Below are 25,742 nucleotides of genomic sequence, written 5' to 3' on the forward strand. Positions count from 1 at the left end.
TCCTCATCGCCGCACGCATCAACATGCACATGACTCCCACCAGAATCATCGCGTTGCTGCTCCTCGCGCTCCTCCCGCGCGCCTCCTCCGCCGCCGACCAGAAGTCGGCGGCCGACGCGGCCCCGCGCCCCAACATCGTCGTCTTCTTCGCCGACGACCTCGGCTACTCCGACCTCGGCTGCTACGGCTCCGAAATCGCCACGCCGAACATCGACCGCCTCGCAGAGCAGGGGGTCCGCTTCCGCCAGTTCTACAACAACGGCCGCTGCTGCCCCTCGCGAGCTTCGATTTTAACGGGGCGGTACCCCGCCCAGGTCGGCGTCGGCGCGATGATCGACGGCTACGCCAAGTGGATTCGCGACGCCGCGAATCGTCCCTCGTACGACGACCACCTCAGCACAGCGACGCCCACGATCGCCGAACTCCTCCGCGACGCCGGCTACCGCACGATGATGTCGGGCAAGTGGCATCTCGGCGATCGCCCCGCAGAATGGCCGGTCAAACGCGGCTTCGATCGCTCCTTCGCCCTCATCCCCGGCGCCATGAACTACTACGGCGGCGAAAGCGACGGCCCCCGCGCTCCGATGGCGCTCGACGACAAGGAATTTGTCCCGCCGCACGACGGCTTCTACTCGACCGACGCCTTCACCGACCGCGCGATCGAGTTCCTCAAAGAAGCCAAAACGAAGCAGCCCTTCTTTCTGTACTTGCCGTACAACGCCCCGCATTGGCCGCTGCAGGCCGACGCCGACGAAATTGCCGCCTATGACGGCGTCTACGACAAGGGTTGGCAGAAGTCTCGCCAGCGCCGCCGCCGCCACATGATCAATCTCGGTCTCATTCCCGAGACCAACTTGATGGCGCAGATGGATCGCGGCAACGCCCGCGCGTGGGACCGCATGCCCGAAGAAGTCCGCAACGAGTGGGCTCGCCGCATGGAAATCTACGCCGCCCAGATCACGCGGATGGATCGCAACATCGGCCGCGTCCTCGCGCAGCTCGACGCGATGGGCGCCGCCGACGACACGCTCGTGATCTTTCTCTCCGACAACGGCGGCGCCGCCGAAGACCCCCACCGCGGCAAGCCCGACGCCGTGCTCGGCTCGCGCGATTCGTTCTGGGGCTACGGCCGCCCCTGGGCCACGGTGAGCAACACCCCCTGGCGCCGCCATAAGGTCTCGATGTACGAAGGGGGCATCAGCACCCCCGCCGTCGTTCGCTGGCCCGCGGCAACTCCCGACGACGCCAACGGCAAGATCGTCGACGGCCCCGCTCACATCATGGACCTCGTCCCGACGTTCCTCGATCTCGCCGGCGCCCAACCGACCGCCGCCCAGCGCGAGCAACTCGAAGGCCGCAACATCGCCGACATGTTCCGCGGCGAATCGGCCCCCGCCGATCGCACGATCTGCTGGGAGCACGAAGGCAACCGCGCCATCCGCCAAGGCAATTGGAAGCTGGTGGAACTCCCCGATTCCCCCAACGGCTGGGAACTTTACGACATCGCCACCGACCGCGGCGAGCACTACAACCTCGCCGCCGAACGCCCAGAGGTCGCCCGCAAACTCGCCGAAGAGTACAATCGCTGGGCCGAACGCTGCGGCGTCGTCCCCTGGCCGGAGATTCGCGCCAAACGCAAGGACAAGTGACGCCGGCAGCACCGTTACCTCAGCATTGCCGGAATTCACAGCCATCCCGTCCGAAGACTACTACCAACGCTTTTTCCGCTGGATGCAGCTCGAGGCCCAAGCCGAGGCCCAGCGCATGGCCGAGCGCCGTCAGCTTCGCACCCGCAAAACGGCAGAGCGAACCGGCGAAACGCTCCTCGACCTCGTCATCGAAGAGCATCAAACGGGCCTCAATGGCCGCCACCTCTTCACGCTGGTGAAGCGCAACCGCACGCTCGACCTGCCGTGGAACCGCCTCCGCGTCGGCTCGCCGGTGCTGCTCACCCCGCTCCCCGACGACAACGCGAAGCCCCACCCCGGCGTCGTCAGCGCCCGCAACTTCCGCTCGATCCAAGTGGCCGTCGACAACTGGATCACCGGCGAGCGGTTCGACGTCGACATGGCCGTCGACGAAGTCTCCCGCAACCGCGAGCGGGCCGCGCTCGCGGCGGTCAGCAGCGCGAAGGGCCGCCTCGGCGAATTGCGGCAAATCATCCTCGGCTCGATGGACGAAACAAACCATCGCAATCGCCAGCCACGGTTCAAGCCCCATGCCCCGATCGCCGAGCACGAACACCCCGTCGCCGACGCCCCCGCCGCGCACCTCAACGCGTCGCAGCAAGAAGCGATCCGCTTCGCCCTCTCGGCCGAGGATCTCGCGATCATCCACGGTCCCCCCGGCACGGGTAAAACGACCTCCGTCGTCGAATTTATCCGCCAGGCCGTCGAAGAGGGGAGCCGCATCCTCGCCACCGCCCCCAGCAACACGGCGGTCGACAATCTGCTCGAACGACTCCTCGCCGCCGGCGTCCGCGTCGTCCGCCTCGGCCACCCGGCCCGCGTCACCGAACGCCTCCGCGATCACACGCTCGACGCGCTCGTCGAAACACACGAACACGCCCGCTGGGTGAAAGAACTCTACCGCACGGCCGAGGCCCTGTTCAAAAAGGCCGACAGCGACTCCCGCTCGCGCAACGCCTACGCCGCCAAACAAGAATGGCGCCGCGAAGCGAAGCAGCACAAAGCCGACGCTCGCCGCCTCGAACGCGACATCGTCGCCGACGTCCTCGACTCGGCCGACGTGCTCTGCGCGACGACCACCATCGACGAAGACCTGCTCGGCGATCGCACGTTCGATTGGGTCGTCGTCGACGAGGCCTGCCAATCGACCGAGTCGGCCTGCTGGATTCCGCTGCAACGCGCGAACCGCGTCCTGCTCGCCGGCGACCACTGCCAACTCCCGCCGACGGTCCTCTCCAAACCAGCCGCCGCGCAAGGCTACGACCGCAGCATGATGCAGCGGCTCGTCGAACTCTACGGCCCGCTGATCACGCGGCAACTCACCGTGCAGTACCGCATGCACGATCACATCATGGATTTTTCATCGGAGCAGTTTTACGACGGCACGCTCGTCGGCGACGAAACGGTCCGCACCCGCACGCTCAACGAACTCGTCGGCGTCGAAGACACGCCCTTCACGCAAACGCCGCTCGAGTACATCGACACCGCCGGCGCCGACTACGACGAACGCCAGGAAGAAGACGGCCTCAGCCGCCTCAACCCTGAGGAAGGCCGCCTCGTTCTCAAGAAGGTCGACGCCCTGATCGCCGCCGGCCTCCCCGCCGCCGACATCGCGGTGATCGCCCCCTACGCCGCCCAGGTCCGCTGGCTCCGCCAACACGCCGAGCACCGCGACCTCGAAATCGACACGGTCGACGGCTTCCAAGGCCGCGAGAAAGAAGCGGTCGTCATCACGCTGGTCCGCTCGAACCGCCAAGGCGAAATCGGCTTCCTCGCCGACACCCGCCGCATGAACGTTGCGCTCACCCGCGCTCGCCGCAAGCTGATCGTGATCGGCGACAGTGCGACCCTCGGCGCTAACCCGTTCTACGCCGCGCTGTTAGACTATTTTCAAGCCCACGACACGTACCACACGGTGTGGGAAGAGATGGACTGACATTGATCGCCGGTCGTCGCATACCCTAGCCCCGGGCTCCGCCCGGGGTCGGTTTCCATTCCGGTAGTCATCGTCGCGCGTGATGCCACCCCCGGGCGGAGCCCGGGGCTAGTACGAAAATCCGCGTCCTATTCTTCGAACCCGCCAACCAAATCCCGCCTAAACAATAATCCCGCCATGCGAACCCTACTCCTAACCCTCCTCGCCCTCGCCCCAGCCTTCGCCCACGCCGAGGTCCCGCGCCCCGCGAACATCGTCACCCGCGAAGAGTGGAAGTCCACCCCCGATCCCATCCCCGACAACCGCAAGCACAAGCCGCGGTTCGTCACCATCCACCACGCCGGCGTGCTCTGGACGAACAGCCAAACGCCCGAGGAGTTCCTCCGCAACATGCAGGCGTGGGGCAAGCGCCGTCCCGAGATCGAACAACCGCCGCGCAACACCTACTGGCCCGACCTCGCCTACCACTTCCTCATCGGCCCCGACGGCCGCATCTTCGAAGGCCGCGACGTTGCCTACGAGCCCGAGTCGAACACCAAGTACGAACTCGCCGGCAACCTCGGCGTCGAGATGATGGGCGACTTCAACCAACAGCGCCCCAGCCCCGCGCAACTCGAGTCGGCCGTCCGCCTCACCGCGTGGCTCGCCGATCAGCACGGTATCAAACTCGACAACATCCGCACCCACCGCGACGCCGCCCCCGGGTCCACTAGCTGCCCGGGCGACGATTTCTATCGCTACTTCGAATCCGGCGAATTCAAACGCTGGGTCGAACAACTCCAATCCGGCGCGGAGCCGCAGATCACGCAGGGCGAGCCGTTGCCGAAGGGCCCCACCGAATCGATCCTCGACACAAAGAAGAAGCCCGCCACGGAGTCCCCCGCAAAGTAGCCGCCGGTCAACGACCGGCCAGAGCGACGCGCAATAGTTTCAGACAGAAGGATCTCTCGCAGAGGCGCAAAGACGCAGAGAGTCACGAGGAAATCTGTGTACCTCCACAAGCCACTCTCAGCATCATCGAGTTTCATCCCGCTCACCTAACTCTCATCATTCAGCGAATCCTCCGCGCCTCTGCGAGAGTCTTCTCCCCAGCAGGCGCCTGCAAGCGCGCAGCCCACTTGCCGACAACCACACCCGTGCATCGACTAGTTTTTTGCGAGCTCGTCCGGTACGCTGTCGGCAGGCTCCGGCCTCCCGCCCAACACCCCGCCTTGCCCGTCGCTCCGGCCGCCGCCCGAGCGATACTCTGGCACGCCAAACCACCTACCCTAGGAGTCTGGTCATGCGCCGCGTTCGCCGCTTCGCTGTTTTGCTGTCCCTCGCCGTCGCATGCGTTGCTTTCACCGGCTGCAGCCCCGATCGCCACAGCGGCATGAGCCAAAAGCCCGAATCAGCCGCCGTCAAAACCGCTGCCGAAACTTCCTCATCGCAACCAACCGTCGGCTCCGCCGCTCGAAGCTACTCCGAGCAAACTCCCGAATCAGCCGCTGTGATTTCCGGCCTGGAAATGCCCGATTCAAAATCGATGCTGATCACCGACGAAGCGATGACGAGCTCCCTCTCGGCGCCCGTCGCCGATCCGATCGCCCCCCACGGTCAACCACTGCAACAAACGCCCATCATCCCCACGATGGCCAAGTAACTTTTTCTCGCTCCGCGCTGGCGCCCCGAATGCTTCACGCACGCTTGCCGCGTTCGTCAAGCGCTCCGCGAGCATTTGTCGCCGCATCGCCAGCATGAATATTGCTTCAATGCTGAACTGATTGTTCGGCATCCCGCACCGCGCGACGCGTGGTCGTCGCGCAATCACTTCCTTGCGGCAATACCGCCGCAACAATCACTAAGGCCCGAGAAAACAAGACGTTTTCTGCTTTGGCACGTGGTTCGCTTCACGCTACCACGGAAACATGGTCGTCCGCCGCGGCTGCGATGCCAGGCTACTCATCGCACCGCGGCAGACGGCTTAAAGACACCAACGGAGAGAGTGCGATGGTTGCCCAATTGTTAGAACCGGTCCCGCGGACGTTCGCGGAGTTGCCGCTCATCCGCCCCTGGCAAAGCCTCCGTCAGCATCTCACGTGGCTCGAAGGCGCTGAAGAAACGTGGTTCGCCTGCAAGGACGGCATCTGCTGGCTTCACTTCGACTATAGCTTCCACTCGTTCCAAATTTACGAGCACGGCACGCGCGTAGAACTCTCCGTCACCGACGCCGCCTGCCCCGAGCGTATTCTGAGCGAAGTGGCACAACACTTCGCCGCGCTCCTCTCGCCGCACGATCGCCCCTGCTAACGCAGCGCGTGAGTAGCCGCGGAGCAACGCCCCCGCCGGAGCGGCGCTGCTAATGCGTCGCCCTTCATAGTTCCTAAGCGTTCCCCCGCTCAGCGTGGCAACGCTTTTCTCGACGCCCCGCGCCAATCCCCAAATATCGGCCAAGCATCCAGTTCCTTAGCCCCCGGTTCTTCAAACCGGGGGCGAGCAGCGTCGCGCCCTTCTCTCGCGTCGAAAAAAATATGCGGTGGCCAAATTTAGTTGTCGAAACCGGGCCACTAGTTTTGCTAACGTGAACTCGCGTCCGCGAGGTGCACATTCTAGCCCCGGGCTCCGCCCGGGGGTCGCGCACCGCCGGACGACGCGAACCAACGCGACCAATTCACCCCCGGGCGAAGCCCGGGGCTACAACGCATTCACACAGGGGGACCTTCCAATGCAGCGTCAATACATCCGCCAGCGCGAACGCGTCTTCACCGAAGAAATGAAGGTGAAATTCTGCCAACTGGTCAGAGAGAGCTACTCGCTCGCCGAAGCCGCCCAAGGCGTCGGGGTCACCCTCCGCACGGTCCAGCGCTACCGCCGCGAAGAAGAAGATTTTGACCAGGAAGTGCGCATGGCGAAGCTCGCCAAGCCCGACCCATTAAAGCTCATGGAATCGGCCGCGCGCACCCACTGGCGCGCCGCGGCCTGGCTGCTCGAGCGCACCAAGCCCGAAACCTACGCCCGCAAACGGGGCGACCTCGCTTCCGGCCTCAAAGTCACGAAGGCGTTGCGGCTCATGATGGAAACCGCACTCGCCAACACGCCGGAGGAAGCCCGCACTGAACTCTTCAAGCACCTCGATAAAACCTACGAACACGTGCTCGACTGCTGCTTCCCGAGCCTCGGCCCCTGGGACCGCCCACGCGATCCGAAAATGGCCGACACGCCGCTCGTCATCCGCGAACGCGTGAAGTCGGCGCCCGTGATCCACAACTACGGCCTCGGTACCCCCGACGAATGGTCCTTCGCCGCGCCGCAGCCGCAACCTCGTTCCCACGCTCCGCGTCAAGAACCCAATGACTCAGCGTCAACCGTAGGGTGGGTGCTCGCACCCACCACGCCCAGCGAGGAGCAAGTCGCCCCACCGCTGGCCGAACAACCTCCAGCGCCACAAACGACGATCGACTGCGCCATCTCCAACGAACCCGAAACGGCAACGGTGGGTGCAAGCACCCACCCTACGGAAGCAGAGCGCGCCCAACGCCACCAAGAACTCCTCGACTGGGGCCTGCGTTTGATGCAAAACGAACAACGCCAAAAAGACCGCGACAAGTACGACCGCTTAATGTCGCGTAAAACGAAGAAAGCGACACAAGCGACGCGACAACAAAAGCGACGTCAAAACCGCCGCCGCGCCGCGTAGCTCAACGGGGTCGGGGGCCTTTTGCCACTGGCGGTCGTCAATTCCGTGGAACGCACCCAGTGGCAAAAGGCCCCCGACCCCTTCAGCGCACCACGCCGCACGATCGTTCGCCAAGACTCCAGCGTGCTTCAGCATGTCGACGCTCCGCGACGACATGCCACCCATCGCTGTGGCATCGTGACGACCATTGCCAACGCCAACTAGCCCCGACCTAGCGAGGTCGGGGTTAATGCTCGTAGAATAACGCTCGCGCCGCGTACCAATCGCCCGGCCCGCAGAGAAGCAGAGAATACGCCAGGGAGGAGACCATGCGTCACACATTCGCTAAATCGATCGTCATCGCATCCGCGCTCGGCGGCGTCGCCGCCGTCGCGACGCTGTCGCCCGCCGCCAACTGGGCCCAGTGGCGCGGCCCCTTGCGCAACGGTCACTCCGCCGAAACCGGCCTCCTCAAATCATGGCCCGCCGACGGCCCGCCGCTTGCCTGGCAAGCCAACGAGCTTGGCGAAGGCTACTCCACTCCCGCCGTCGTCGGCGATCGCATCTTCCTCGTCGGCAGCCGCGGCGTTGAGGATGAATTTGTCCGCTGCATCGACGCCACCGGCAAACCTCTTTGGGAGCAGCGCATCGGCGCCGTCGGCAACCCCAAGCAAATGCCGCCGTACCCTGGCGCCCGTTCGACGACGACCGTCGACGGCGACGCCCTCTACGCCCTCGGCTCCGACGGCGATCTCGTCCGCCTCGACGCCGCCACCGGCAAGATCGTCTGGAAAAAACAGCTCCGCAACGACTTCGGCGGCAAGCCGGGCGTGTGGGCTTACTCCGAATCGCCCCTCGTCGACGGCGACCTCGTCATCGCCACCCCCGGCGGCGACGACGCGACCATCGTCGCGCTCGACAAAGCGACCGGCGACCTCGTCTGGAAAACGCCGATTGCCGAGATGGAAGCCGGCTACGCCTCTGCCGTGAAGGCGACCCTCGCCGGCCGGCCGCAGTACGTCCAGTTCCTCTCGAAGGGACTCGTCGGCGTCGACGCTGCCACCGGCGAACTCCTGTGGCGCTACGATCGCACCGCGGCCGGCAGCATGGCGAACATCCCCACCCCCGTGGTGCAGGGCGACTACATCTACAGCGCCAGCGGCAAAGTCGGCGGCGGCCTCGTGAAGATCGTCGCGAAAGAGGGCGGCGGATTTGAGGCCGAAGAAGTCTACTTTGAATCGCAGCTCCCCCGCGCGATCGGCGGCTCGGTACAGGTCGGCGACTACCTCTACGGCGCCGGCGGCGACTCGGTGATGTGCGTCGAGTTCCTCACCGGCGACGTTGTCTGGCGGGAACGCTCGATCGGCGCCTGCGGCGTTTGCTACGCCGACGGCATGCTCTACCTGCACGGCGAGAACGGCGACGTCGCCCTCGTCGAAGCGACGCCCGAAGAATACCGCGAACATGGCCGCTTCACGCCCCCCAACGCCCCCGACCGCGGCAAATCAAAAGCGTGGGCCTACCCCGTCGTCGCCGATGGTAAGCTCTACATTTTCGATTGGGGCACGCTCTGGAGCTTCGACGTCACCGCCCCCTAGCCCCGGGCTCCGCCCGGGGGTCGGCTACCATTCGAGACAACGATGCGCCAACGTCGCGCTACCCCCCGGCGAAGCCGGCGGCTAAAGAACGCATCGCGTAAAGACAACCAGCTGAAAGGCTACTGAGGAAACTTCTTCTCAGGCCCAGTCAACTCCAACACGATCGCATCCGTCCCGTCCGCCGGCACCTCGGCGGTCAACTCGCTGCGATCGACGAACGCGTACTTCTCCGGAATCAACGATGCTCCCGTCGAGAATTCGCCAGTGCGCGGCTTGGCCCGCTCCGAGGGGCTTTGCGAAGCGTAACAACTGACCTTCACCTTGTAGGAGCCAGGCTTCGCGCCGTCGAACTCCGCAAACGTGCTGAGCTTGAACGTTCCGTCCGGCTGAATCGCCGCCCCGGACGGCTGCCCCTGCGGCGGTTGGAAACCGACCGTCCCATACGGCAACGGCTGGCCGTTGTACGTCACCTTGCCGCTCACCGGAACCACTTCCGGCTTCGCGCCGCAACCGACGATAGTGGACGCAAGAAAAGCGAGAGCAATTGTCAGTCGATGTGCAGTTAGCTTCCGTCGACTTGAACTAGCGGCACGTTCACTCATTGAAACCAATGCTTCCTATGACCTGCTGACGGAAACTTGCGATTGCGACTAGAGAGCAATGCTCACGGTTTCGTCGCCGTTGACGGTAGCGAGATCCTTGTACACTTCCAACTCGATGCTGTCCGTAACGTTATGCACGCTGCCGTCGATGAACACGAACTGCGTAATGCCGGGGTGAAAGCTTCCCATGGGCAGGTGATTGAACTTGGTGGAGCCAGACGCCCCAGCGCAATTGTTCGAATCGCGCACCACGCATGCGTTAGGTGAGGTCTCCGCAACTCTCATGCTGTAGGGCCCGTCTTTGTAACCAGCCAAATACCAAGGCCGCACGTTTCCAGGAGCCTCTTCAATAAGGTTAGTGAAGCAACACTCGCGGTGGACGAACTCGCCCGCCAACAATGAGTTGCTCTGCCCGTCTGTGATTTCTTTCAATGTGCGCGCACGACCGATTAGGAGATTCTTTGCACTACCGCCGCCGAACGGACCGCTTGAAGCAGCGCCTTTAACCATTTGCATCGTCAACGCACCGTTGTCAGGGATATCGCCGAACCCCTGCTCTGAAGGAAACAGCGTTTCACCACGATTGCGAATCGCCCCAGCGATCCCGGAATACGTGCATAGTGCACCCATTTGATATTCCTGCCCAGCCGGCGCCGACGCAGTGTTTTTCGCATCTGTCCAAGACGGACAGATGAACGAATCAATAATCGTATCCTTCGCTGGATCGAGATAAGGATTGCCGCCCGCCTTCGCAGTGTAGTCGAACACTATCTGGTTGTACGCCGTCTGCCCTTCGACGTACTGCAGGAGGCTAGTCCACAGACCTCGCTTCGAAAAATTGATGCTTTTATCGGCTTCTTCCTTCGTCCGATCGTAGCCTGCCGGCAGCGTACTCTTCGCTGCAGCATAGTTCTGAGCAGCCAATCCCATCTGCTTCAGATTATTGCTGCATTGCGCCCGTCGCGCCGCTTCCCGCGCCGCTTGCACGGCCGGCAACAGCAGCGCCACGAGCACGCCGATGATCGCGATCACCACCAGCAGTTCCACCAGCGTAAAACCAGCGAGCGTTCGCGAGCGGCGAATTCGTTTCTGATGCAAGGCTTCCATTCAGATACCTCGGCGATAACAAAAAATGACGACGAACCGTTCGATGAACGGATGATGAAACTAGATCGTACGATTTTTCCGCAAACCAGCCAGACAGATCATGCCGAACGCCGCCAAGCAAATCGTCGCCGGTTCCGGCACGGCGCTCACCGGCGTCGGCGGCGTGATGATGGTTCCGAACTGCGTCTTCCAAGCGGCGAGGTCGGCGTCGTTCACGTTGCCATCTCCGTCGGCGTCGCCCGTCGATTTGTCAGCTTGAGCCGACAGCCCAAACCCGCGTTGCCAGATCAAGAAATCGGCCCCGTCGACGATCAGGTCGCCGTTGAAGTCGGCGTCGACGACCGGCGGCACGACCGGATCGAACGTGAGCGTGAACTTCTGGATGCCGTTGTTGGTGCTCATGGAGAAGATCTCGGCAGAGTTTCCGGTGATGGCCCCGAACTTCACTTGGCCGACGGAGTTGCCGTTCGCGAATTGGTTCGGCCCACCCGCGGTGAAGGGCAGGGCGGTTGCTTCGCCAAGCTTCCGTTGAGCCAGCGGCAGCGAAGGATCAGTCATGTCGTAGACGAAAATACGAGCCCGCGAGGCTTCGTTCTGGCCGCTGCTCGCTTCGACCATCGCCATCAGCGGCCGACCGTCGACGACGGCGAAATCCATCGGCCGCAAGGTGATGCCGTCGGTCGAGTGTTGCGCGACCACCGTGCCGTTGGCGCCGGTGACGTCGACGACGGAAGCTGGATTGATCGACGACTTGCCCATGACGGTATCGCTGTCGATGAACGTCACGCCCAACCGGAACTCGCCCGTGGGGATCGTCGTGAACGGTGCACTCGAAGTCACCCCCACGCTGGTGGCCGTGAACGTCGAACCATCGTCCGTATCGAAGAGGGCAAAGCCGCTGGTCGCCGGAATCGCGGGCGTCGAACCGTAGCCTGCGACGAGCCGCGTGTTGGCGCCGCTGCCGATCACGTCAAACGAATCGCCCAACCGCGCTCCTGCGAGCGGCGGCGCGGGATTGCCGGCCCCGCCGCCGATGTACGCAACGGTCGGCACAGCCGCTTCGTTGGCCCAACGATAAACCTTGTAGGCGCTCGCATTGAGATCGGTGGTGAGGTTCGCCATGTAGATGACGCCATCGTCGGCGACGCCGATCATGTTCATCGCGAAGCTACCGCCAGCGACGCCCGTCATGTTGAGCGAACCTTTGTCGGCGCCAGTCGCGGAATCGAGGATGCGAATCCGATCTTCGCCGGTCCCGCGGCTAACGAGCAGCAGGTTGCCCGTCGTCGCGTTGAACGCCAACCCGCGCTCCGTGTTGCCGGGATTGATGGCGCTCGCAGGATAGTTGGCCGTCGAGAGGCCGTTCCCCATGAACTTGTAGACCGGGGTGGCGCTCACCGGATCGGGCGCGGTGGTGCCCGCGACGTCGCCGGCGATGACTTCGAAGGGCGCCCGCCAGCCGTCGCCGCCGCCGAAGTTGAGATCAACGGCGAGCGTAGCCGCCGACGCCGTCCACATGCTGCCGCACACGGCGCCAAATGCCGCCGCCGCGCTCAACGCCTTCACACTCTTCGCAATGCCCAGTCGCATGAAGTTGATCTCCCTGATGCAAACAATGCTGGCCGACCAATTGGCAAGCAAGCTGAATTCAACAAGTTCTTAGCAAACGATCGCGCGACGCCGCGCGATCGTCACGAGTCCCAACAAGCCCGCGCCGGCGAGGGCGAGGGTCGTCGGTTCCGGAATCACCGTCAGTTCAAAGGCTTGGATGCCGTTGTTCGTGCTCATCGCGTAAATCGTCGCGGTGTTGCCGACGATCGCGCCGAACTTTACTTGGCCGACAGAGTTCGGGTTCGAAGCCTGCGGCCCCGGCAAGGCCGAGGCTTGACCGAGCTTACGCTCCGCGAGCGGCAGCGACGGGTCTCTCATGTCGTAGACGAAAATGCGCGACCGGGTGGGATCAGTCGTTCCCGTCGTTGCTTCGACCATCGCCATCACCGGAATACCCGCGATCGTGGCGAAATCCATCGGCCGCAGCGTGATGCCATCGGTAGTGTGCTGAGCGCTCACCGCGGCGGTCGCGCCGCTAATGTCGACGACGGTCGCCGGGTTGATCGACGACTTGCCGACGATCGTATCGCTGTCGACGAACGAAATGCCGAGGCGAAACTCGCCGCTCGGGATGGCGGTGAACGGAGCGCTCGAAGTGACCGGAATGCTCGCGGCCGTAAAGGTGGCGCCATCATCCGTATCAAACAGCGCGAAGCCATTGCTACCGGCGATCGACGGGGTCGAGCCGTAGCCGGCAACGAGTCGCGTGTTGGCGCCGCTGCCGATGACGTCGAACGAATCTCCCAATCGCGTGCCGGCCAAAGGAGGCGCCGGGTTGCCCGCGCCGCCGCCGATGTAGGCCACGGTCGGCACCGCCGCCTCGCTCGCCCAGCGGTAGATTTTGAAAGGACCGTCGTTCACGTTCCCTGCCAAGTTCGCCATGTAAATCGCGCCATCGTCGGCGACGCCAATCATGTTCATCGCAAAGGTGCCGCCGGTAACGCCCGTCAAATCAAGCGAGCCTTTGTCGACGCCCGTCTGTCCATCCAGAATCCGAACTCGATCTGTTCCAGTGCCGCGACTCACCAAGAGGAGGTTTCCGCTCGTCGGGTTGTACGCGAAGCCGCGCTCGGTGTTGCCTGGATTGACGGCGGTGTTCGTGACCGCGTTGCCCAGGAAGCGATAGTTGCCGCTGCTCGCGCTCGCGGCTGTATCGCCGCTCAGCACTTCAAAAGGAGCCCGCCAACCATCGCCGCCGCCGAAGCTTGTTTTCGCCGTGAGCGTCGCGCCGATTGCCGGCGACGCCGCGCACAAGATCGCAGCGCACGCTGCAACCAACCCCGCTTGATGAGACTTCACTAGCTCGCCCTCCGAAGAAGTGTGCCGAACCGCAAGAGATGAACGTCATGATGAAGCAAGCTGATCGGGCGCAATGCTCGATCCGCTTGGTCGGCAGCTCGCTGGCCATACGCACGGCGCGGACGCGCCGCGGCGAATGTCAGAGAACTAGCCAATGCTCGACGGAAAAGCCTGGGTCGAAAAGGAAATCCAACTCTCCGCGGCGGCGATTGCCACTTCGCCGTTCTGCCCCGGCGGGCGCCTGCTGGATTGCCTTTCGTGCATCCTAGTAATGAGGCGAAAACGCCACAAACACTAACCGCGCAATATTTTCCACACGATGCGCACGGCGTGCTCGCTGCAGATTCGCCCGGAAATCCGCCGCCAACGTTGGGCCTGCAGCAATTCACTAGGAGGGAGTGCTGAGCATAACGGGCGAATCGCCGTTCCGATCCTTGCGAGCCACCGCGATGCGGGAACTCGCAGGGGAACGGCTGGGCGCCACGCCCGGGTGGTTTGGCTTCGAGCCCGCCAGCCCGCGACTAAGAAGTCCGCAGCAATTGCCGCCGGAAGGCGAGGGGGGTGTTCCCAAAATGCTTCCTGAAGGCGACCCCAAACTGCGTCGCCCCGGCGTAACCGCACGCGGCGGCGATCGCCTCCACGGAGAGGTCCGACTGCGTGAGCAAGTCGCGGCCCCGCTCCAATCGCAGGCGGCGAATCTCTTCCGCCGGCAGCCGTCCGATCCGCTTCTTGAACTGAAGTTCCAGATACCGCCGCGAGACCGGCACCTCGCGCAGCACGTCGTCGACCGAGATTCCGCGAAAAGCATGCGTCTGGATGAACCGCAACGCCTGGACGATCATCGGATCGTCGATCGACAACACGTCGGTCGATTGCCGGGCGAGGACGCGCACCGGTTGGATCCGTAGCGGATCGCTTGGCGCCGGCTCGCCATGCATCATCCGGTCGAGCAGCATCGCCGCCTCGTGGCCGATCCGCTGGCTGGCGACCTCGATGCTGCTAAGCGGCGGCGAGCTGAGGTTGCACAGAAACTCGTCGGTATCGCCCGCCAGGATGGCCACCTCGTCGGGAACGCTAATCCGCTCCAGGCTGCAGATCTCCGCGAGCTGCCGGCCGCGGCGGGCATCGACGGCAAGTACCGCCACCGGCTTCGGCAAATGGCTGAGCCAGCGATGGATGCGGTTATGTTCCTCGTCGCGGCTGATCCGCCGACCGCCGCGGTAGCCCGGGCGATAGATGTGGCAGTCGTGCCCCTCGGCCGTCACCGCCGCGAAGAAGGCCTGGGCGCCCTTCTTCGAGTATTCGTGGCTCGGCGGAGCGAAGTAGGCGAAGTGGACGAACCCACGCTCGCGGAAATGGGCGAGCGCCATCACCGCCAGCGAATGCTCGTCGGTAGTGACTTGGCCGACGCCTTCTTGGTTCTCAAAGACATTGTCGACGTTGACCGCCGGCAAGCCGCTGCGGGCGATCTCGTCGAGATGGAGCGGCGTGCTTACCCGCGCGATGATCCCGTCCCCATGCCACCGATCGGGGAGCGACCACCCCTGGCTCTGGTCGCGCGGATCGATCAGCAGATTCCACTGGGCGAACTTCCGCGCGTAGTCGGCCACCCCTTGGACGACGTTCCGCCCCCAGCTGTTGTCGGTCTCGACCAGCACCGCAATCTGTCGCAACTGATTTCTGCCGAGAATCGACATGACGACCCTTTGGATTCCATACACCTATTTTGTGTACATCCCGGCTCGCTGCCTCGTTCCTAGCCCCGGGCTCTGCCCGGGGGTCGGCAACCATTCTGGTAATCGTCGCCCTGCGTAGTACCACCCCCGGGCGGAGCCCGGGGCTAGATGCGGGGCGCGAGCGGCCGTGCGAGCCGGCCAATTCCAGCATACCATGGCAGTGCGCTTCCAGTGGAAAAGATTGCGCGGATCCTCAGGCGATCCCCCGAAACGACTGATAGACTACCAAACGATCTCTCGGTCACGGCTTCCAGAAAGGCTGTTGGTTTGACCCAAGTTCCCCTCATGCGTTCGGCCGGATTGCTCGCCTCCTCGTCGGGAGACGGCGTCGAAGCGGCGGTCATCGATACCGATGGCCGGGACGAGATCGTTCCGCTCGCCGGCGTTTCGCTGCCGTACGACAAGCGGCTCCGCTGGCGGATTCTGGAAGCGACGCAGAACGACCTGCCGACCACCGAGATCCTGCGGCTTGAGAAGCAACTCACCGTACAACTCGCACAGGTCTTCGAGAAGCTGTGTACTGAGTTCCCTGAGCAGACAAAGGGAATCGAGGTCGTCGGCCTCCATGGCCACACGCTACGGCACATCCCGAGCGAAGGGCTCACCTATCAGCTCGGCAACCCTTGGCAACTGGCCGAGGCGATCAAGCTACCGATCGTCAGCGACTTCCGCCGGCACGACATGGCGACCGGAGGGCAGGGGAATCCGCTTGTCGCGATGTTCCACTGGGCCCACATGGCGTATGAACCGCGCCCTTCGCTCATGCTCCATCTCGGCTCCGTCGCCAGCGTCACGTGGCTTAGCGAAGAGAATGAGATCATCGCCGGCGATACCGGCCCCGGCGTTGGCTTGCTCAACGAGTGGGTCCAAGAGATGGCCGAGATCCCGCACGATCTCGACGGCAGCGTTTCGCGCGACGGCCGCGTTGATGAGGAGTTGGTGCGGACGGCGCTCGACTCACCGTTCTTCGCACGGTCGCTTCCGAAGGCCGCCGACCGCTACGAGTTCGATCACGTCGACGTGGCAGGCCTCAGCGTTGAAGATGGCGCCGCGACGCTCTGTGCGATCACCGTCGAAGCGTTCGCGCGCGCGGTGAAGCAACTGCCTGCTTTACCCGACCTGCTCTGGATCACCGGGCCCGGCAGCGAACATCCCGTCATCTGCCACATGCTGCGGCAGCACTTCGCGACGGTTCGCAACGTCTCGGAGCGCGGCCTCAACCCACACACGATGTCGGCCGAGTCGATCGCTTGGCTCGCCGTGAGGCATCTCAAGCGGCTGCCAATCACCACGCCGGAGACCACCGGCTGCCGCTCGGCCGACAGCGCGGGCGTCCTTACGCAAGCCCATACGTTCAATCCTGCGGAAGAGCAGTAAACCATATGGCTACGAAACGAATTGGATTCGTCGACTACCGACTCGACAACTACCACGCCGAGGTTTACCTCAAGGCGATTCGCGGGCCACTGGCTGCGCGCGGGTACGAAGTCGTCGGCTCCACGGCCATCGAGGGAGAGGTCAGCCGCGCGTGGGCCGAGGAGAGAAACCTTCCCTACTTCGCCGATGTATCGTCGCTTGCGCCGCATGTCGACTATTTCGTGATCCTCGCCCCGGCGAATCCCGAGCTGCATCTTGAGATGTGCGAGGCGGTCTTTCCATACGGAAAGCCGACGTTCGTCGATAAGACGTTCGCCCCCGATGAGCCGACAGCCCGAGAGATTTTCGCGCTAGCCGACGCCCATCGCACGCCGACTCAGACGACTTCGGCGTTGCGAACGACGGCAGTGCAGGCGTTCGTCCGTGAACTTCCTTCGCCGGTGCAAAGCTTGCTAGTGTTTTCCTCCGGCACAACGTTCGCCGAGTATGGCATCCATCCCGTCGAACTGGCGGTGAGTTGCCTAGGGCACGAGGCGGAGCGCGTCATGCGGCTCGGCCCGGAGGCCCATCCGCAATGGCTGCTGCAGTTCTCCGGGAATCGCACGGCGCTGATCGACTTCAACCCCGAGGTTGAGATTCCGTTCAGCGCGATCGTCTCGACGCAGCAAGGAAGCGAGCAGATCGAAGTCGACGGCGGCACGCTGTTCATCGACGCGGCGGCGAGCATCCTCGACTTCTTCGATGCCGGCCGACCGCTAATCGATCGTCGTGAATCGCTGATGGTGCGGCGGATTCTCGACGTGGCGATGAGCGACGAAGCCTGCCATGCGTTCGTCGATTTGCGATCAAGCGGCGTTCAGCACGCGGTACCTGCTCCCCATTTCGCCGTCAGCGCGGCAGCCCACGAAGATCACCACGCCGCACAGCCCGCCGGCCGTTAGCACTACCATGCTGCTCGTAGCCACCGGCCACCGCACCAAACCAACATCATTCGCTCACTAGATAGGCATCGATTCGTGAAGCAACTCGGAATCATCGGCGCCGGCGCCATCGGACTGAAGCATGCGGAAGCGGCCCGCGAAGCCGGCGCGGCCGTTCGCTGGGTCGTCGACATCAACCTTGAGAAGGCCCGCGCGCTGGCCGAAAAATTCGGTGGCGAACCGTGCGAATCTATTGCTCCCGCGATCAACGATCCGGCAACCGACGCGATCATCGTCGGCGTGCCGAACCATCTCCACCGCGAGTTCGCCGTCGCATCGCTCGACGCCGGCAAGGATGTGCTGCTCGAGAAGCCGATGGCCCTCAACGCCGCAGAGTGTGCGGAAATCAACGCCGCCGCGGTTCGCAACGATCGCGTGCTGCAGCTCGGCTTCGCGCATCGTTACACGGCGGTCGGTCGGCTTGCCCGGCAAATCGTCGACGAAGGGCGGCTCGGCGAGATTTACCACGCTCAAGCTCACCTTCATCTTCGCCGCGGCGTTCCCGGACTTGGCAAGTGGTTTACGACGAAGTCGATCTCCGGCGGCGGCGCTCTGATTGACGTCGGCGTTCACCTGATTGATTTGTCGCTCTGGATTCTTGGCCACCCTGAAGTCGTCGACGTGAACGGGCAGGTCTACTCGACCTTCGGGCGACGGATGCGCGAGTACGTTTACAATGAGATGTGGGCCGGCCCGCCTGATTGGGATGGCGTCTGCGACGTCGAGGATGCAGCTCATGCCCTCGTGCGATTCCGCAATGGATCGACGCTCGACCTCAACGTCGCTTGGGCCGGCAATTTCCCGGAGCAAGCGATGCCCGTTTCGATGATGGGGTTCTTCGGCGATCGCGGCGGGATGACATTTGAGCTATTCGGCGATCACGCCACCGTGACGAGCGAACGGGACGGCGCGCTCGTCGACGAACGCTTCGAAGCACCTGAAGCCGAACTCTACCGCGATCAACTCACCGCCTTCCTGCAGAGCATGGAAAGTCGCCAAGTGACCGGCGCCACCGGCAGCGACGGCGAGGTGGTTCAGCGCATCGTCGACGACATCTACCGCAGCAGCCTCCCGCGGCCGGTCGCTCTCCAGGCATAATGGCATACCAGGCGGCGCGATCGGCCGCCGCTCGCCCTCGGCACGCAACGCCGCCGCATGACACCACTGCTTGAAAACCATCTGCCCGACCTGCTGGTGATCGGCGCCTATCTGGCGACGACGCTCGTCGTCGGCCTTTGGGCCCATCGCTTGTGGGATACCGGGCACGAAGACGAAGAGAGCTACTACCTCGCCGGCCGGCGCGTGCCGGCGTGGATGAACGGCGTCTCCTACGCGGCGACGGCGATCAACGCCGACGTGGCGCCGCTTTACTGCGGCATGGCAGCGGTGATCGGGCTGCCGGTCGCGTGGTTCTACCTATCGCGGTTCGGGCTGGCGTGGATGATCGTGGCGATGTTATTCGCCGCGCGGTGGCGGCAACTCAACATCCGCACAGGACCGGAGTTTTACGCCCTTCGCTTCGGTGGCCGCGGCGCCAAGTTCGTTCGCGTCTACACCGCGCTGTTCGCCGTCGCCGTGAGCATGGTCCCCTGGATTGGCGCCGGCCTACTCGGCACGCACAAGATCATGCAGCCGGTGCTCGGCGTCGAAAGCAAGTGGGTGACGCTCGCCTGCGTCGTGCCGATGGTCGCCGGCTACGTCTGGGTGTCAGGGTTCGCGGGCGTGTTGATCACCGACGTGTTCCAATCAGCGGTGATCATCGTCGCCAGCGCGTGCTTGCTCATCGCGGTGATGGTGCAAGCCGGCGGCGCCGAGCCGCTTGCCGAATCGATTCGCGCGGCCCACCCCACGGAGCATGCGGAGATTCTCTCCACGCTGCCAACGCCGGGGCACGAAATCCTCGGCCCGCTCTTGGTCGTCGCGTGGCTGATCATCCCCACCATCGGCCGTGGCGGTAGCGTCGACCTCGATGGCCAGCGGATCTTCTCCTGCCCGACGCCGCGCGAAGCTGCGAAGGTCACTATTTGGGGGCAGCTCGCGATGTTCGTCATGCTGCTGCTGATCACGCTTCCCGTGCTCGGAATGCTCGCGAAGGAACCCGACCTCTACCACGCCACCCGCAGCGACCGTGAGCAAATTTACGGCCGCATGCTCACCGCCTACCTGCCGCCTGGCGCCCTCGGTCTCGTCGTCGCCGGCGCCTTGGCGAGCGTCATGTCGACCATCAGCGGTTACCTGAACTACGGCTCGCAAACGATCGTCAACGACGTATTGCGTCAGCTGTTCCCGAATGCCGCGATCCTCGACGCCCGCAATCCGCGCGTCTTGTGGGTCGGCCGGATGGTCACACTCGTCATCTTGCTCGCGGGCGTGTGGGTGATGTACGCCTCCGACTCGCTGTTCCAAATTGCGATGGTCATCAGCGGCATGTTCGCCGCGTCGGCCGCCTACTACTGGGCCCAATGGTGGTGGTGGCGGGCGAATCTCGCCTCGTGGATCGCCGCGATGATCGGCGGCCCCGTCATCTACTTCGTGCTCGGTTCGTTGCTGCCGCAGTCGAGTTGGTGGCAAGCGCAACTCGCCACGGGCGAAGCGGCCGCCGATGCGATGGCGATGCTCCACGCCGTCATTGCGATGGCGATCACGACGTTGCTGTGGGCCGTGGTGGCGCTACTCACCAAACCGGAGAGCGACGAAACGCTGACTTCGTTTTACTTGCGAGCCCGGCCGATGGGGATGTGGGGGCCCGTGCGGCAGATGATCCGCGACCAACAAGCCGCCGGCGCATCGTTCGAACTTCCAACGCCGCCAACCGGCCTGCTGCGCGGCGGTCTCCTCGCCGCCATCGTCGGCGCCGCGTGGATTGCCGCCGGCGTGTTGGGACTTTCACAACTCGCCGTCGGCCATTGGCTGGCCGCGGGCGGGTTGCTGCTCGCCGCCGCTGCAGGCGGTCTCGCGTTCTACAAATTATTCGATTGGCATATGAATCGCTTGGAGATTGACTGAACCCATGCTTCGCTCGCTGCACACGCTCACGCTTGCCCTCGCCGCGATGGCGACGCTTACGAACTCGTTCCTCGCGACGACCGCCGTTGGCGCCGAGGCGCCGCGGACCATCGATCTCACCGACTACGACGTCGTCATCGCCGGCGGTTCGACGGCTGCGTTTGCCGCCGCGATCGCCTCCGCAGAGAGCGGCGCCCGCACCGCGCTGCTTGAACCGACCGACTGGGTCGGCGGCCAACTCACCAGCAGCGGCGTCCCCGCCGTCGACGAGGCGTGGCATACGATCCAACCCAAGTCGCCTGCCACCGAGGCCTACAGCGTCGCCAAAGTCGCACGCACGCCGGCGAACATCACGCCCAGCTTCCACGCGCTGATGGAGGGCCTCGAAGATCCCGCCAACTGCTGGGTCAGCCGCTTTTGCTACTGCCCCGACAGCTTTGTAAGGCAACTTGAGCCGCTGCAAGCGAAGGTCGGCGACAAGCTGACGGTCTATCTCGACACGGTGGTGAAGAACGTCGAAACGAGCCCCGACGGCAAACGAATTGTTTCCATCACCGCGATCGAGCGCAAGCCCCGCGCCGGCGTCCTCCACAACGGCTACGACCGCCTGCCGTCGCAGGACCTCGCCGACTGGTACTCGCCCGAAGACTCCGCGCGGTTCACGAAGCGCGTGCTGAAGTTCGCCGCCGCCCCCGGCGCCAAGCGCTCGCCCGTCTTCATCGAAGCGACCGAGTGGGGCGAAGTCCTTGCGCTCGCCGATGCTCCCTACCTGCAGGGCGTCGAGTCGACCGACGGCGGTCTCGAGGGCGACGACCGCGGCGGACAAGCGACCGTCTATTGCTTCGTCGAAGAGTTCCTCGAGAATCCCGCCGACGAACCGAAAGCCAACGTGCCGCTCGATCGCATGGGCTTCGCCACCTATGAAGGCCGCGACGACGCCTGGGAAAAGGTGTGGACCTATCGCCGTATTCGCGGCAAAGGCGCCCCGGCGCCGGGCGACCTCTGCCTGCAAAATTGGGGCTACTCCGACAAGGTCGGCAACGGCGGCAACGACTATCCGTTCGGCTACCTCTTCCCCTCGAAGGCCGACGCCGCCGCGACGCGCGACGACTGGCAAGGCGGCGTCGACGTGAAAGTCCTCGCCGGCGCCGAAGAGCGGGCCCTCGGTTGGCACGAATGGTTCAAAGCCAACGCCCCCAATGGGATCAACCCGAAGCAGATCGTGCTCAACTCATCAGTTCTCGGCACTGGCCACGGTCTCGCGAAGCTGCCGTACATTCGCGACACCCGCCGCTCGATCGGCCTCGACGGCTACGTGCTGCCGATGGACGACATGGTCGGCGAAATCGCTGAGCGGACGGGGACGAAGTTCGACGACCGGATCGCCCTCGGCGCCTACCCCGCCGACATCCACCCGATCACCGGCTTCACGTTCCCGAAGTACGTCTACAAGTACCACGACACGCTGCCGTTCTACATTCCGTTCCGGTCGCTGACGAACGACCGCGTCGAGAACATGCTCGTCGCCGGCAAGACGATGGCCCAAAGCTTTCTCGCCAACTCGGCGACGCGGCTCCACCCGACCGAATGGTCGACCGGCACCGCCGCCGGCGTCGCCGCCGCCTACATGGCGAAGACCGGCAAGACCTCGCGACAGGCGCTTGAGTCGATCGACGAAGTCCAAAAGCTGGTGGCGGAAAAGACGCCGATCGATTGGACGATTCCGGCGGACGCGGTGAGCGAAGTGGCGAAGAAGTAGACGGCTAGGCGCTTCTGAGCGCCAGCCTCAGCCAATAGGGTAAAACCTTCGGCTACGGGCAGGGCCACGCCCAATTCGCCGGATCACACCAGTCATCCTGGCGTCACCGAGAATACACCATCTTTTTAATTGCTGTTTCAGCGAATCCGCACTAGAGTTGATTCACACTCGGCTTAGGCGACAAGCCGGGCTCATCAACTACTCTAGTGATCGCGATAACCGCACGGACGAAGGCTGCGCGATCCCTGCTTTTGCTGAGGATCTCGATGTCGATGGCCTTATCGATCGCGCTGGGGCTCTCCCTCACCGCGCTGCTCACGTTCGCCTTCCTCTACTTTCAGATGCGGGGCAATCTCAAGCATTACGCCGACATTATCGACCTCGATGCGTACCGGCAGGAATGCGAGCAAGCGGCCCGGCAAGCAGTCGCCGCGAAAGAGATCACGGCGGCGGAAACCCAGCGTTTAGCGGCGCTCATCGCTCAACAAAAACAGCATGTACTGCAATACAAGGCGGTGGTCGGAGACTTCAAAACAGCCACGGAACTCCGGCAGCACGTCGCCCGAGAACAGCAGCGCCTTGCCGAGTTGCAAGCAGTCGTCGGAACCTTCGCCACGGCGATCGAGCTTGAATCTCATCTTACCGCGAAGCGCCAAGAGCTTGCCGCGGCGGAGCAGGGGTTAGAGCGGACTGCAGCTGCCGCCAGACTTGTCGCTTCGGCGTCGGAAATCGCCGCGAAGGTCGAATACACCCAAAACTATCTCGCCGAACTAAAACGCGAGGTCGAGGCGATCGAAGAAATGCGCGAACTGCAGACCTTCGGTTTCTACCGCCCGAAGTATGACTTCGACTCTGCCGAACGCTACCAGACGCAGCTAGAACGAATCCGCGGTGAGCAGAAGGCGATGCTCAAGTTGAAAGCAGCGGCAACGTGCGACACCGAGTGGGCCGTCGACGGCAGCAAGGGCGAGGGAAAAAAGATGGTCGAGCAGCAGTGCAAGCTCATGCTCCGCGCCTTCAACGGCGAATGCGACGCCGCCATTAGCAAGGTGAAGTACAACAACGCCGCCGCGCTCGAAACCCGTATCGAGCGTGCGTTCGACCAAATCAACAAGTTGGGAAAGACCAAGCGAATCACCCTCTCCAGCGCCTATCAACAGCTCAAACTGCAGGAACTCTATCTCTCGCACGAGTACCAGGAGAAGAAGCAGGAAGAAAAGGAACAGCAGCGGCAAATTCGCGAACAGCTTCGCGAAGAAGAGAAAGTCGCGCGCGAAATCGAGCAGGTCCAGGCCGCCGCCGAAAAGGACGAGGCCGTCGCGCTTCGGGCGCTCGAGAAAGCGCGAGCCGAGCTGGCTCACGAAACCGGCAAGCAAACGGCAGCAATGCAGGCATTGGTGCACAAGCTCGAAACGCAACTCAGCGACGCCCTCGACCGCAAAGCGAAGGCGATCGCTCGGGCGCAACTCACCAAGTCGGGCCATGTCTACGTCCTCTCGAACATCGGCTCCTTCGGCGAGGGGGTGTACAAGATCGGCATGACGCGGCGACTCGAACCGCTGGAACGGGTCGAAGAACTCGGCGATTCGTCGGTGCCGTTCTACTTCGACGTCCACGCCCTCATTTACAGCGAGAATGCCCCGCAGCTTGAGAACCAGCTTCACCGCTACTTCGCAGCGCGGCGAGTGAACAAAGTCAACTTGCGTCGCGAGTTTTTCCGCGTAACGCTAGCCGAGATTCGCGAAGCGGTTAAGGAACTTCATGCCGAAGTGACGTTCGTCACCGAGCACCAGGCGGAGCAGTATCGGAAAACGTTGGCGATCGACGTCGAGGCGTGTCCGCTCCACGTCGTTGCCGACGAGGTTGCGCTGCAAAGCGCCTGATGAAATCCCGACTCGGCCACGGCGCCGCTACTTGCCGGTCGGCGCCGTCTTGCATCAATGCAACTGGACGCGCCAGTCCAACGTGGTCGTGTGCAATGCGTCCCGGTTCGCGAGCGGTTCGCTGCGACTTTCTCCGAATTTCTATTGCCAAACGCTTGGCGATTGGCGCGACACGTCTACACTGACCCGTGCGCAGGAGCAGCGCAGAGGCGCGTCTCGTTTGTCCTCACTCGTTTTTGGCGCCAGGGTCGAAAATAGTTCATTGGCGCCGGGCAGGGGCTCATGAATGCGCGCCGGTTGGCGAGCCCCCCGCACACATCGGGGCTCGTCGGGTCGTCGGCGGCGACGTGTCGGTTGCGCGCGGAGATCGCGCGCGCGGCGCCGTTCGCTTCGAATGTTCTCATCACAGGCCCCAGCGGCGCCGGCAAAGAGCTGGTCGCGCGGGAAGTCCATGCGCTCAGCGCCCGAGCAGGCGGGCCGTTCGTGCCAGTCGACTGTGCATCGCTCGTCGGCGAACTGATGGCGAGCCAACTCTTTGGCCATGTCGCGGGAGCGTTCACCGGGGCGAACTGCGACGCCGTCGGTTGTTTTCAAGCGGCCAACGGCGGCACGCTGTTTCTCGATGAAATCGGCGAAATGGAGCTGCCGCTGCAGGCCAAACTCCTCCGCGTCGTGCAGGAGCGCGTCGTCACCCCCGTCGGCAGCTACGCCGGTCGGCCGATCGACGTCCGCATTGTCGCCGCGACGAATCGCAACTTGCTGCGCGAGGTTCGCGAAGGCCGCTTTCGCGAAGACCTGTACTATCGCTTGCATGTGGTCCACTTGCAGGCGACGGCGTTGCGTGACCGCCCGGACGACATTCCGGCGCTCGCGGCGACGTTCCTCCAGCAACTCGCGGGCGAGGGGCTGCCATGCTGCACGCTGTCGCTGGAGGCGATCGCCGCCCTCATGGCGTACGCATGGCCAGGGAACGTGCGGCAGCTGCGTAACGTGCTCGAGCAAAGCGTCATCGAAGCGAGCGAGCCAACGATCACTGGCCGCAGCATCGAACGCCTGCTTGAGGAGGAGCAGTACTACGACGGGCTTCCCGCGGATGAGCCGGGCAACGAGCTCGCCGCGGCGTTACCGGCTCCGCCGCTGCTCCCACCTCTTCCAGCGTCGCCCGCTTGGATGACGCTCGCCGAGTTGGAACGCGAGCATCTTGTGCGAACGCTCGAACTCACCTACTTCAATCGCGCGGCCGCGGCCCGCTTGCTCGGCGTCAGCCGGCAGGCGCTCCTGCGGAAGATCGAGCGTCACGGCCTCGCGTAACGAGCGAGCCGGCCAACTCTAGCCCCGGGCTCCGCCCGGGGGTTGGCCCCCATTTCAGTTGGCATTGCCGCTCGTTGCGCCACCCCCGGGCAGAGCCCGCGGCTATTCTCTTCACTACGCACAGTGCCTGTCCATAATCGGACGCTTTCACCGCTTTGGCGCTGCCAAACACCCGTCCGTATTCGGACGACTTC

20 protein-coding genes are annotated in these 25,742 nt (G+C 63.8%); 15 read left to right on the forward strand and 5 right to left on the reverse strand.

Going from position 1 to position 25,742, the window contains the following annotated elements; all coding sequences use genetic code 11:
* Positions 1-29: 29 nt before the first annotated feature.
* From ACQY7R_RS08240 to ACQY7R_RS08275, 8 genes are all read left to right on the forward strand, one after another.
* Positions 30-1,649: an arylsulfatase gene (locus ACQY7R_RS08240; RefSeq protein WP_428305129.1), complete on the forward strand. Its 1,620-nt coding sequence runs from the start codon at positions 30-32 to the stop codon at positions 1,647-1,649.
* 25 nt (positions 1,650-1,674) lie between these two features.
* Positions 1,675-3,624 (forward strand): AAA domain-containing protein, encoded by a 1,950-nt coding sequence (locus ACQY7R_RS08245; protein ID WP_428305130.1) that lies wholly within the window; start codon positions 1,675-1,677, stop codon positions 3,622-3,624.
* A 177-nt stretch (positions 3,625-3,801) separates the two neighbouring features.
* Entirely contained in the window at positions 3,802-4,515 is a 714-nt protein-coding gene (locus ACQY7R_RS08250; protein ID WP_428305131.1) for a peptidoglycan recognition protein family protein, read from the forward strand.
* Between the two features lie 391 nt (positions 4,516-4,906).
* On the forward strand, positions 4,907-5,266 hold the full coding sequence (locus ACQY7R_RS08255) for a hypothetical protein (protein WP_428305132.1): 360 nt from the start codon (positions 4,907-4,909) through the stop codon (positions 5,264-5,266).
* Between the two features lie 347 nt (positions 5,267-5,613).
* Entirely contained in the window at positions 5,614-5,913 is a 300-nt protein-coding gene (locus tag ACQY7R_RS08260; RefSeq protein WP_428305133.1) for a hypothetical protein, read from the forward strand.
* Positions 5,914-6,328: 415 nt separating this feature from the next.
* Positions 6,329-7,300, forward strand: coding sequence for a hypothetical protein (locus tag ACQY7R_RS08265; protein WP_428305134.1), 972 nt, complete (start codon positions 6,329-6,331; stop codon positions 7,298-7,300).
* Positions 7,301-7,345: 45 nt separating this feature from the next.
* The gene (locus ACQY7R_RS08270) at positions 7,346-7,504 is read left to right on the forward strand and encodes a hypothetical protein (RefSeq protein WP_428305135.1); all 159 of its coding nucleotides are present in this window, start codon (positions 7,346-7,348) and stop codon (positions 7,502-7,504) included.
* Positions 7,505-7,608: 104 nt separating this feature from the next.
* Positions 7,609-8,877, forward strand: a complete 1,269-nt coding sequence (locus tag ACQY7R_RS08275) for a PQQ-binding-like beta-propeller repeat protein (protein ID WP_428305136.1) — start codon at positions 7,609-7,611, stop codon at positions 8,875-8,877.
* 119 nt (positions 8,878-8,996) lie between these two features.
* Here ACQY7R_RS08275 and ACQY7R_RS08280 read toward each other — a convergent pair whose 3' ends face one another.
* The 5 genes from ACQY7R_RS08280 to ACQY7R_RS08300 all read right to left on the reverse strand — a co-directional run bounded on the left by ACQY7R_RS08280 (position 8,997) and on the right by ACQY7R_RS08300 (position 15,193).
* Positions 8,997-9,479, reverse strand: coding sequence for a hypothetical protein (locus tag ACQY7R_RS08280; protein ID WP_428305137.1), 483 nt, complete (start codon positions 9,477-9,479; stop codon positions 8,997-8,999).
* 48 nt (positions 9,480-9,527) lie between these two features.
* Positions 9,528-10,586, reverse strand: coding sequence for a DUF1559 domain-containing protein (locus tag ACQY7R_RS08285; protein WP_428305138.1), 1,059 nt, complete (start codon positions 10,584-10,586; stop codon positions 9,528-9,530).
* Positions 10,587-10,646: 60 nt separating this feature from the next.
* Entirely contained in the window at positions 10,647-12,176 is a 1,530-nt protein-coding gene (locus tag ACQY7R_RS08290) for a DUF4623 domain-containing protein (RefSeq protein ID WP_428305139.1), read from the reverse strand.
* A gap of 69 nt (positions 12,177-12,245) precedes the next feature.
* Complete coding sequence (locus tag ACQY7R_RS08295) at positions 12,246-13,496, reverse strand: DUF4623 domain-containing protein (protein WP_428305140.1); 1,251 nt, start codon at positions 13,494-13,496, stop codon at positions 12,246-12,248.
* 521 nt (positions 13,497-14,017) lie between these two features.
* Entirely contained in the window at positions 14,018-15,193 is a 1,176-nt protein-coding gene (locus tag ACQY7R_RS08300) for a substrate-binding domain-containing protein (RefSeq protein ID WP_428305141.1), read from the reverse strand.
* A gap of 324 nt (positions 15,194-15,517) precedes the next feature.
* Here ACQY7R_RS08300 and ACQY7R_RS08305 point away from each other — a divergent pair, with 324 nt between their 5' ends.
* From ACQY7R_RS08305 to ACQY7R_RS08335, 7 genes are all read left to right on the forward strand, one after another.
* On the forward strand, positions 15,518-16,609 hold the full coding sequence (locus ACQY7R_RS08305) for an anhydro-N-acetylmuramic acid kinase (protein ID WP_428305142.1): 1,092 nt from the start codon (positions 15,518-15,520) through the stop codon (positions 16,607-16,609).
* Between the two features lie 5 nt (positions 16,610-16,614).
* Entirely contained in the window at positions 16,615-17,550 is a 936-nt protein-coding gene (locus tag ACQY7R_RS08310) for a hypothetical protein (RefSeq protein ID WP_428305143.1), read from the forward strand.
* Positions 17,551-17,625: 75 nt separating this feature from the next.
* Positions 17,626-18,687 carry a Gfo/Idh/MocA family protein gene (locus ACQY7R_RS08315; protein WP_428305144.1) on the forward strand — a complete coding sequence of 354 codons (1,062 nt, stop codon included), beginning with the start codon at positions 17,626-17,628 and terminating at the stop codon, positions 18,685-18,687.
* 57 nt (positions 18,688-18,744) lie between these two features.
* A complete protein-coding gene (locus tag ACQY7R_RS08320; protein ID WP_428305145.1) occupies positions 18,745-20,595 on the forward strand; it encodes a sodium:solute symporter family transporter in 1,851 nt (616 codons plus the stop codon).
* Between the two features lie 4 nt (positions 20,596-20,599).
* Positions 20,600-22,354: an FAD-dependent oxidoreductase gene (locus tag ACQY7R_RS08325; RefSeq protein WP_428305146.1), complete on the forward strand. Its 1,755-nt coding sequence runs from the start codon at positions 20,600-20,602 to the stop codon at positions 22,352-22,354.
* Positions 22,355-23,358: 1,004 nt separating this feature from the next.
* Positions 23,359-24,237: a DUF4041 domain-containing protein gene (locus tag ACQY7R_RS08330; protein ID WP_428308884.1), complete on the forward strand. Its 879-nt coding sequence runs from the start codon at positions 23,359-23,361 to the stop codon at positions 24,235-24,237.
* Positions 24,238-24,519: 282 nt separating this feature from the next.
* Positions 24,520-25,548: a sigma-54 interaction domain-containing protein gene (locus tag ACQY7R_RS08335; protein ID WP_428305147.1), complete on the forward strand. Its 1,029-nt coding sequence runs from the start codon at positions 24,520-24,522 to the stop codon at positions 25,546-25,548.
* The last annotated feature ends 194 nt before the right edge of the window (positions 25,549-25,742 follow it).

It is taken from the genome of Lacipirellula sp., from assembly GCF_965279485.1.
GTDB lineage: Bacteria > Planctomycetota > Planctomycetia > Pirellulales > Lacipirellulaceae > Lacipirellula.

Excerpts from the sequence above, each read along its gene's own strand:
- ACQY7R_RS08290 (WP_428305139.1), bottom strand. The coding sequence starts at position 12,176 with ATGCGACTGGGCATTGCGAAGAGTGTGAAGGCGTTGAGCGCGGCGGCG.
- ACQY7R_RS08330 (WP_428308884.1), top strand. The coding sequence starts at position 23,359 with ATGCTCCGCGCCTTCAACGGCGAATGCGACGCCGCCATTAGCAAGGTG.
- ACQY7R_RS08265 (WP_428305134.1), top strand. The coding sequence starts at position 6,329 with ATGCAGCGTCAATACATCCGCCAGCGCGAACGCGTCTTCACCGAAGAA.
- ACQY7R_RS08285 (WP_428305138.1), bottom strand. The coding sequence starts at position 10,586 with ATGGAAGCCTTGCATCAGAAACGAATTCGCCGCTCGCGAACGCTCGCT.
- ACQY7R_RS08305 (WP_428305142.1), top strand. The coding sequence starts at position 15,518 with ATGCGTTCGGCCGGATTGCTCGCCTCCTCGTCGGGAGACGGCGTCGAA.
- ACQY7R_RS08300 (WP_428305141.1), bottom strand. The coding sequence starts at position 15,193 with ATGTCGATTCTCGGCAGAAATCAGTTGCGACAGATTGCGGTGCTGGTC.
- ACQY7R_RS08325 (WP_428305146.1), top strand. The coding sequence starts at position 20,600 with ATGCTTCGCTCGCTGCACACGCTCACGCTTGCCCTCGCCGCGATGGCG.
- ACQY7R_RS08320 (WP_428305145.1), top strand. The coding sequence starts at position 18,745 with ATGACACCACTGCTTGAAAACCATCTGCCCGACCTGCTGGTGATCGGC.
- ACQY7R_RS08260 (WP_428305133.1), top strand. The coding sequence starts at position 5,614 with ATGGTTGCCCAATTGTTAGAACCGGTCCCGCGGACGTTCGCGGAGTTG.
- ACQY7R_RS08310 (WP_428305143.1), top strand. The coding sequence starts at position 16,615 with ATGGCTACGAAACGAATTGGATTCGTCGACTACCGACTCGACAACTAC.
- ACQY7R_RS08240 (WP_428305129.1), top strand. The coding sequence starts at position 30 with ATGACTCCCACCAGAATCATCGCGTTGCTGCTCCTCGCGCTCCTCCCG.
- ACQY7R_RS08335 (WP_428305147.1), top strand. The coding sequence starts at position 24,520 with ATGAATGCGCGCCGGTTGGCGAGCCCCCCGCACACATCGGGGCTCGTC.
- ACQY7R_RS08255 (WP_428305132.1), top strand. The coding sequence starts at position 4,907 with ATGCGCCGCGTTCGCCGCTTCGCTGTTTTGCTGTCCCTCGCCGTCGCA.
- ACQY7R_RS08280 (WP_428305137.1), bottom strand. The coding sequence starts at position 9,479 with ATGAGTGAACGTGCCGCTAGTTCAAGTCGACGGAAGCTAACTGCACAT.
- ACQY7R_RS08250 (WP_428305131.1), top strand. The coding sequence starts at position 3,802 with ATGCGAACCCTACTCCTAACCCTCCTCGCCCTCGCCCCAGCCTTCGCC.
- ACQY7R_RS08275 (WP_428305136.1), top strand. The coding sequence starts at position 7,609 with ATGCGTCACACATTCGCTAAATCGATCGTCATCGCATCCGCGCTCGGC.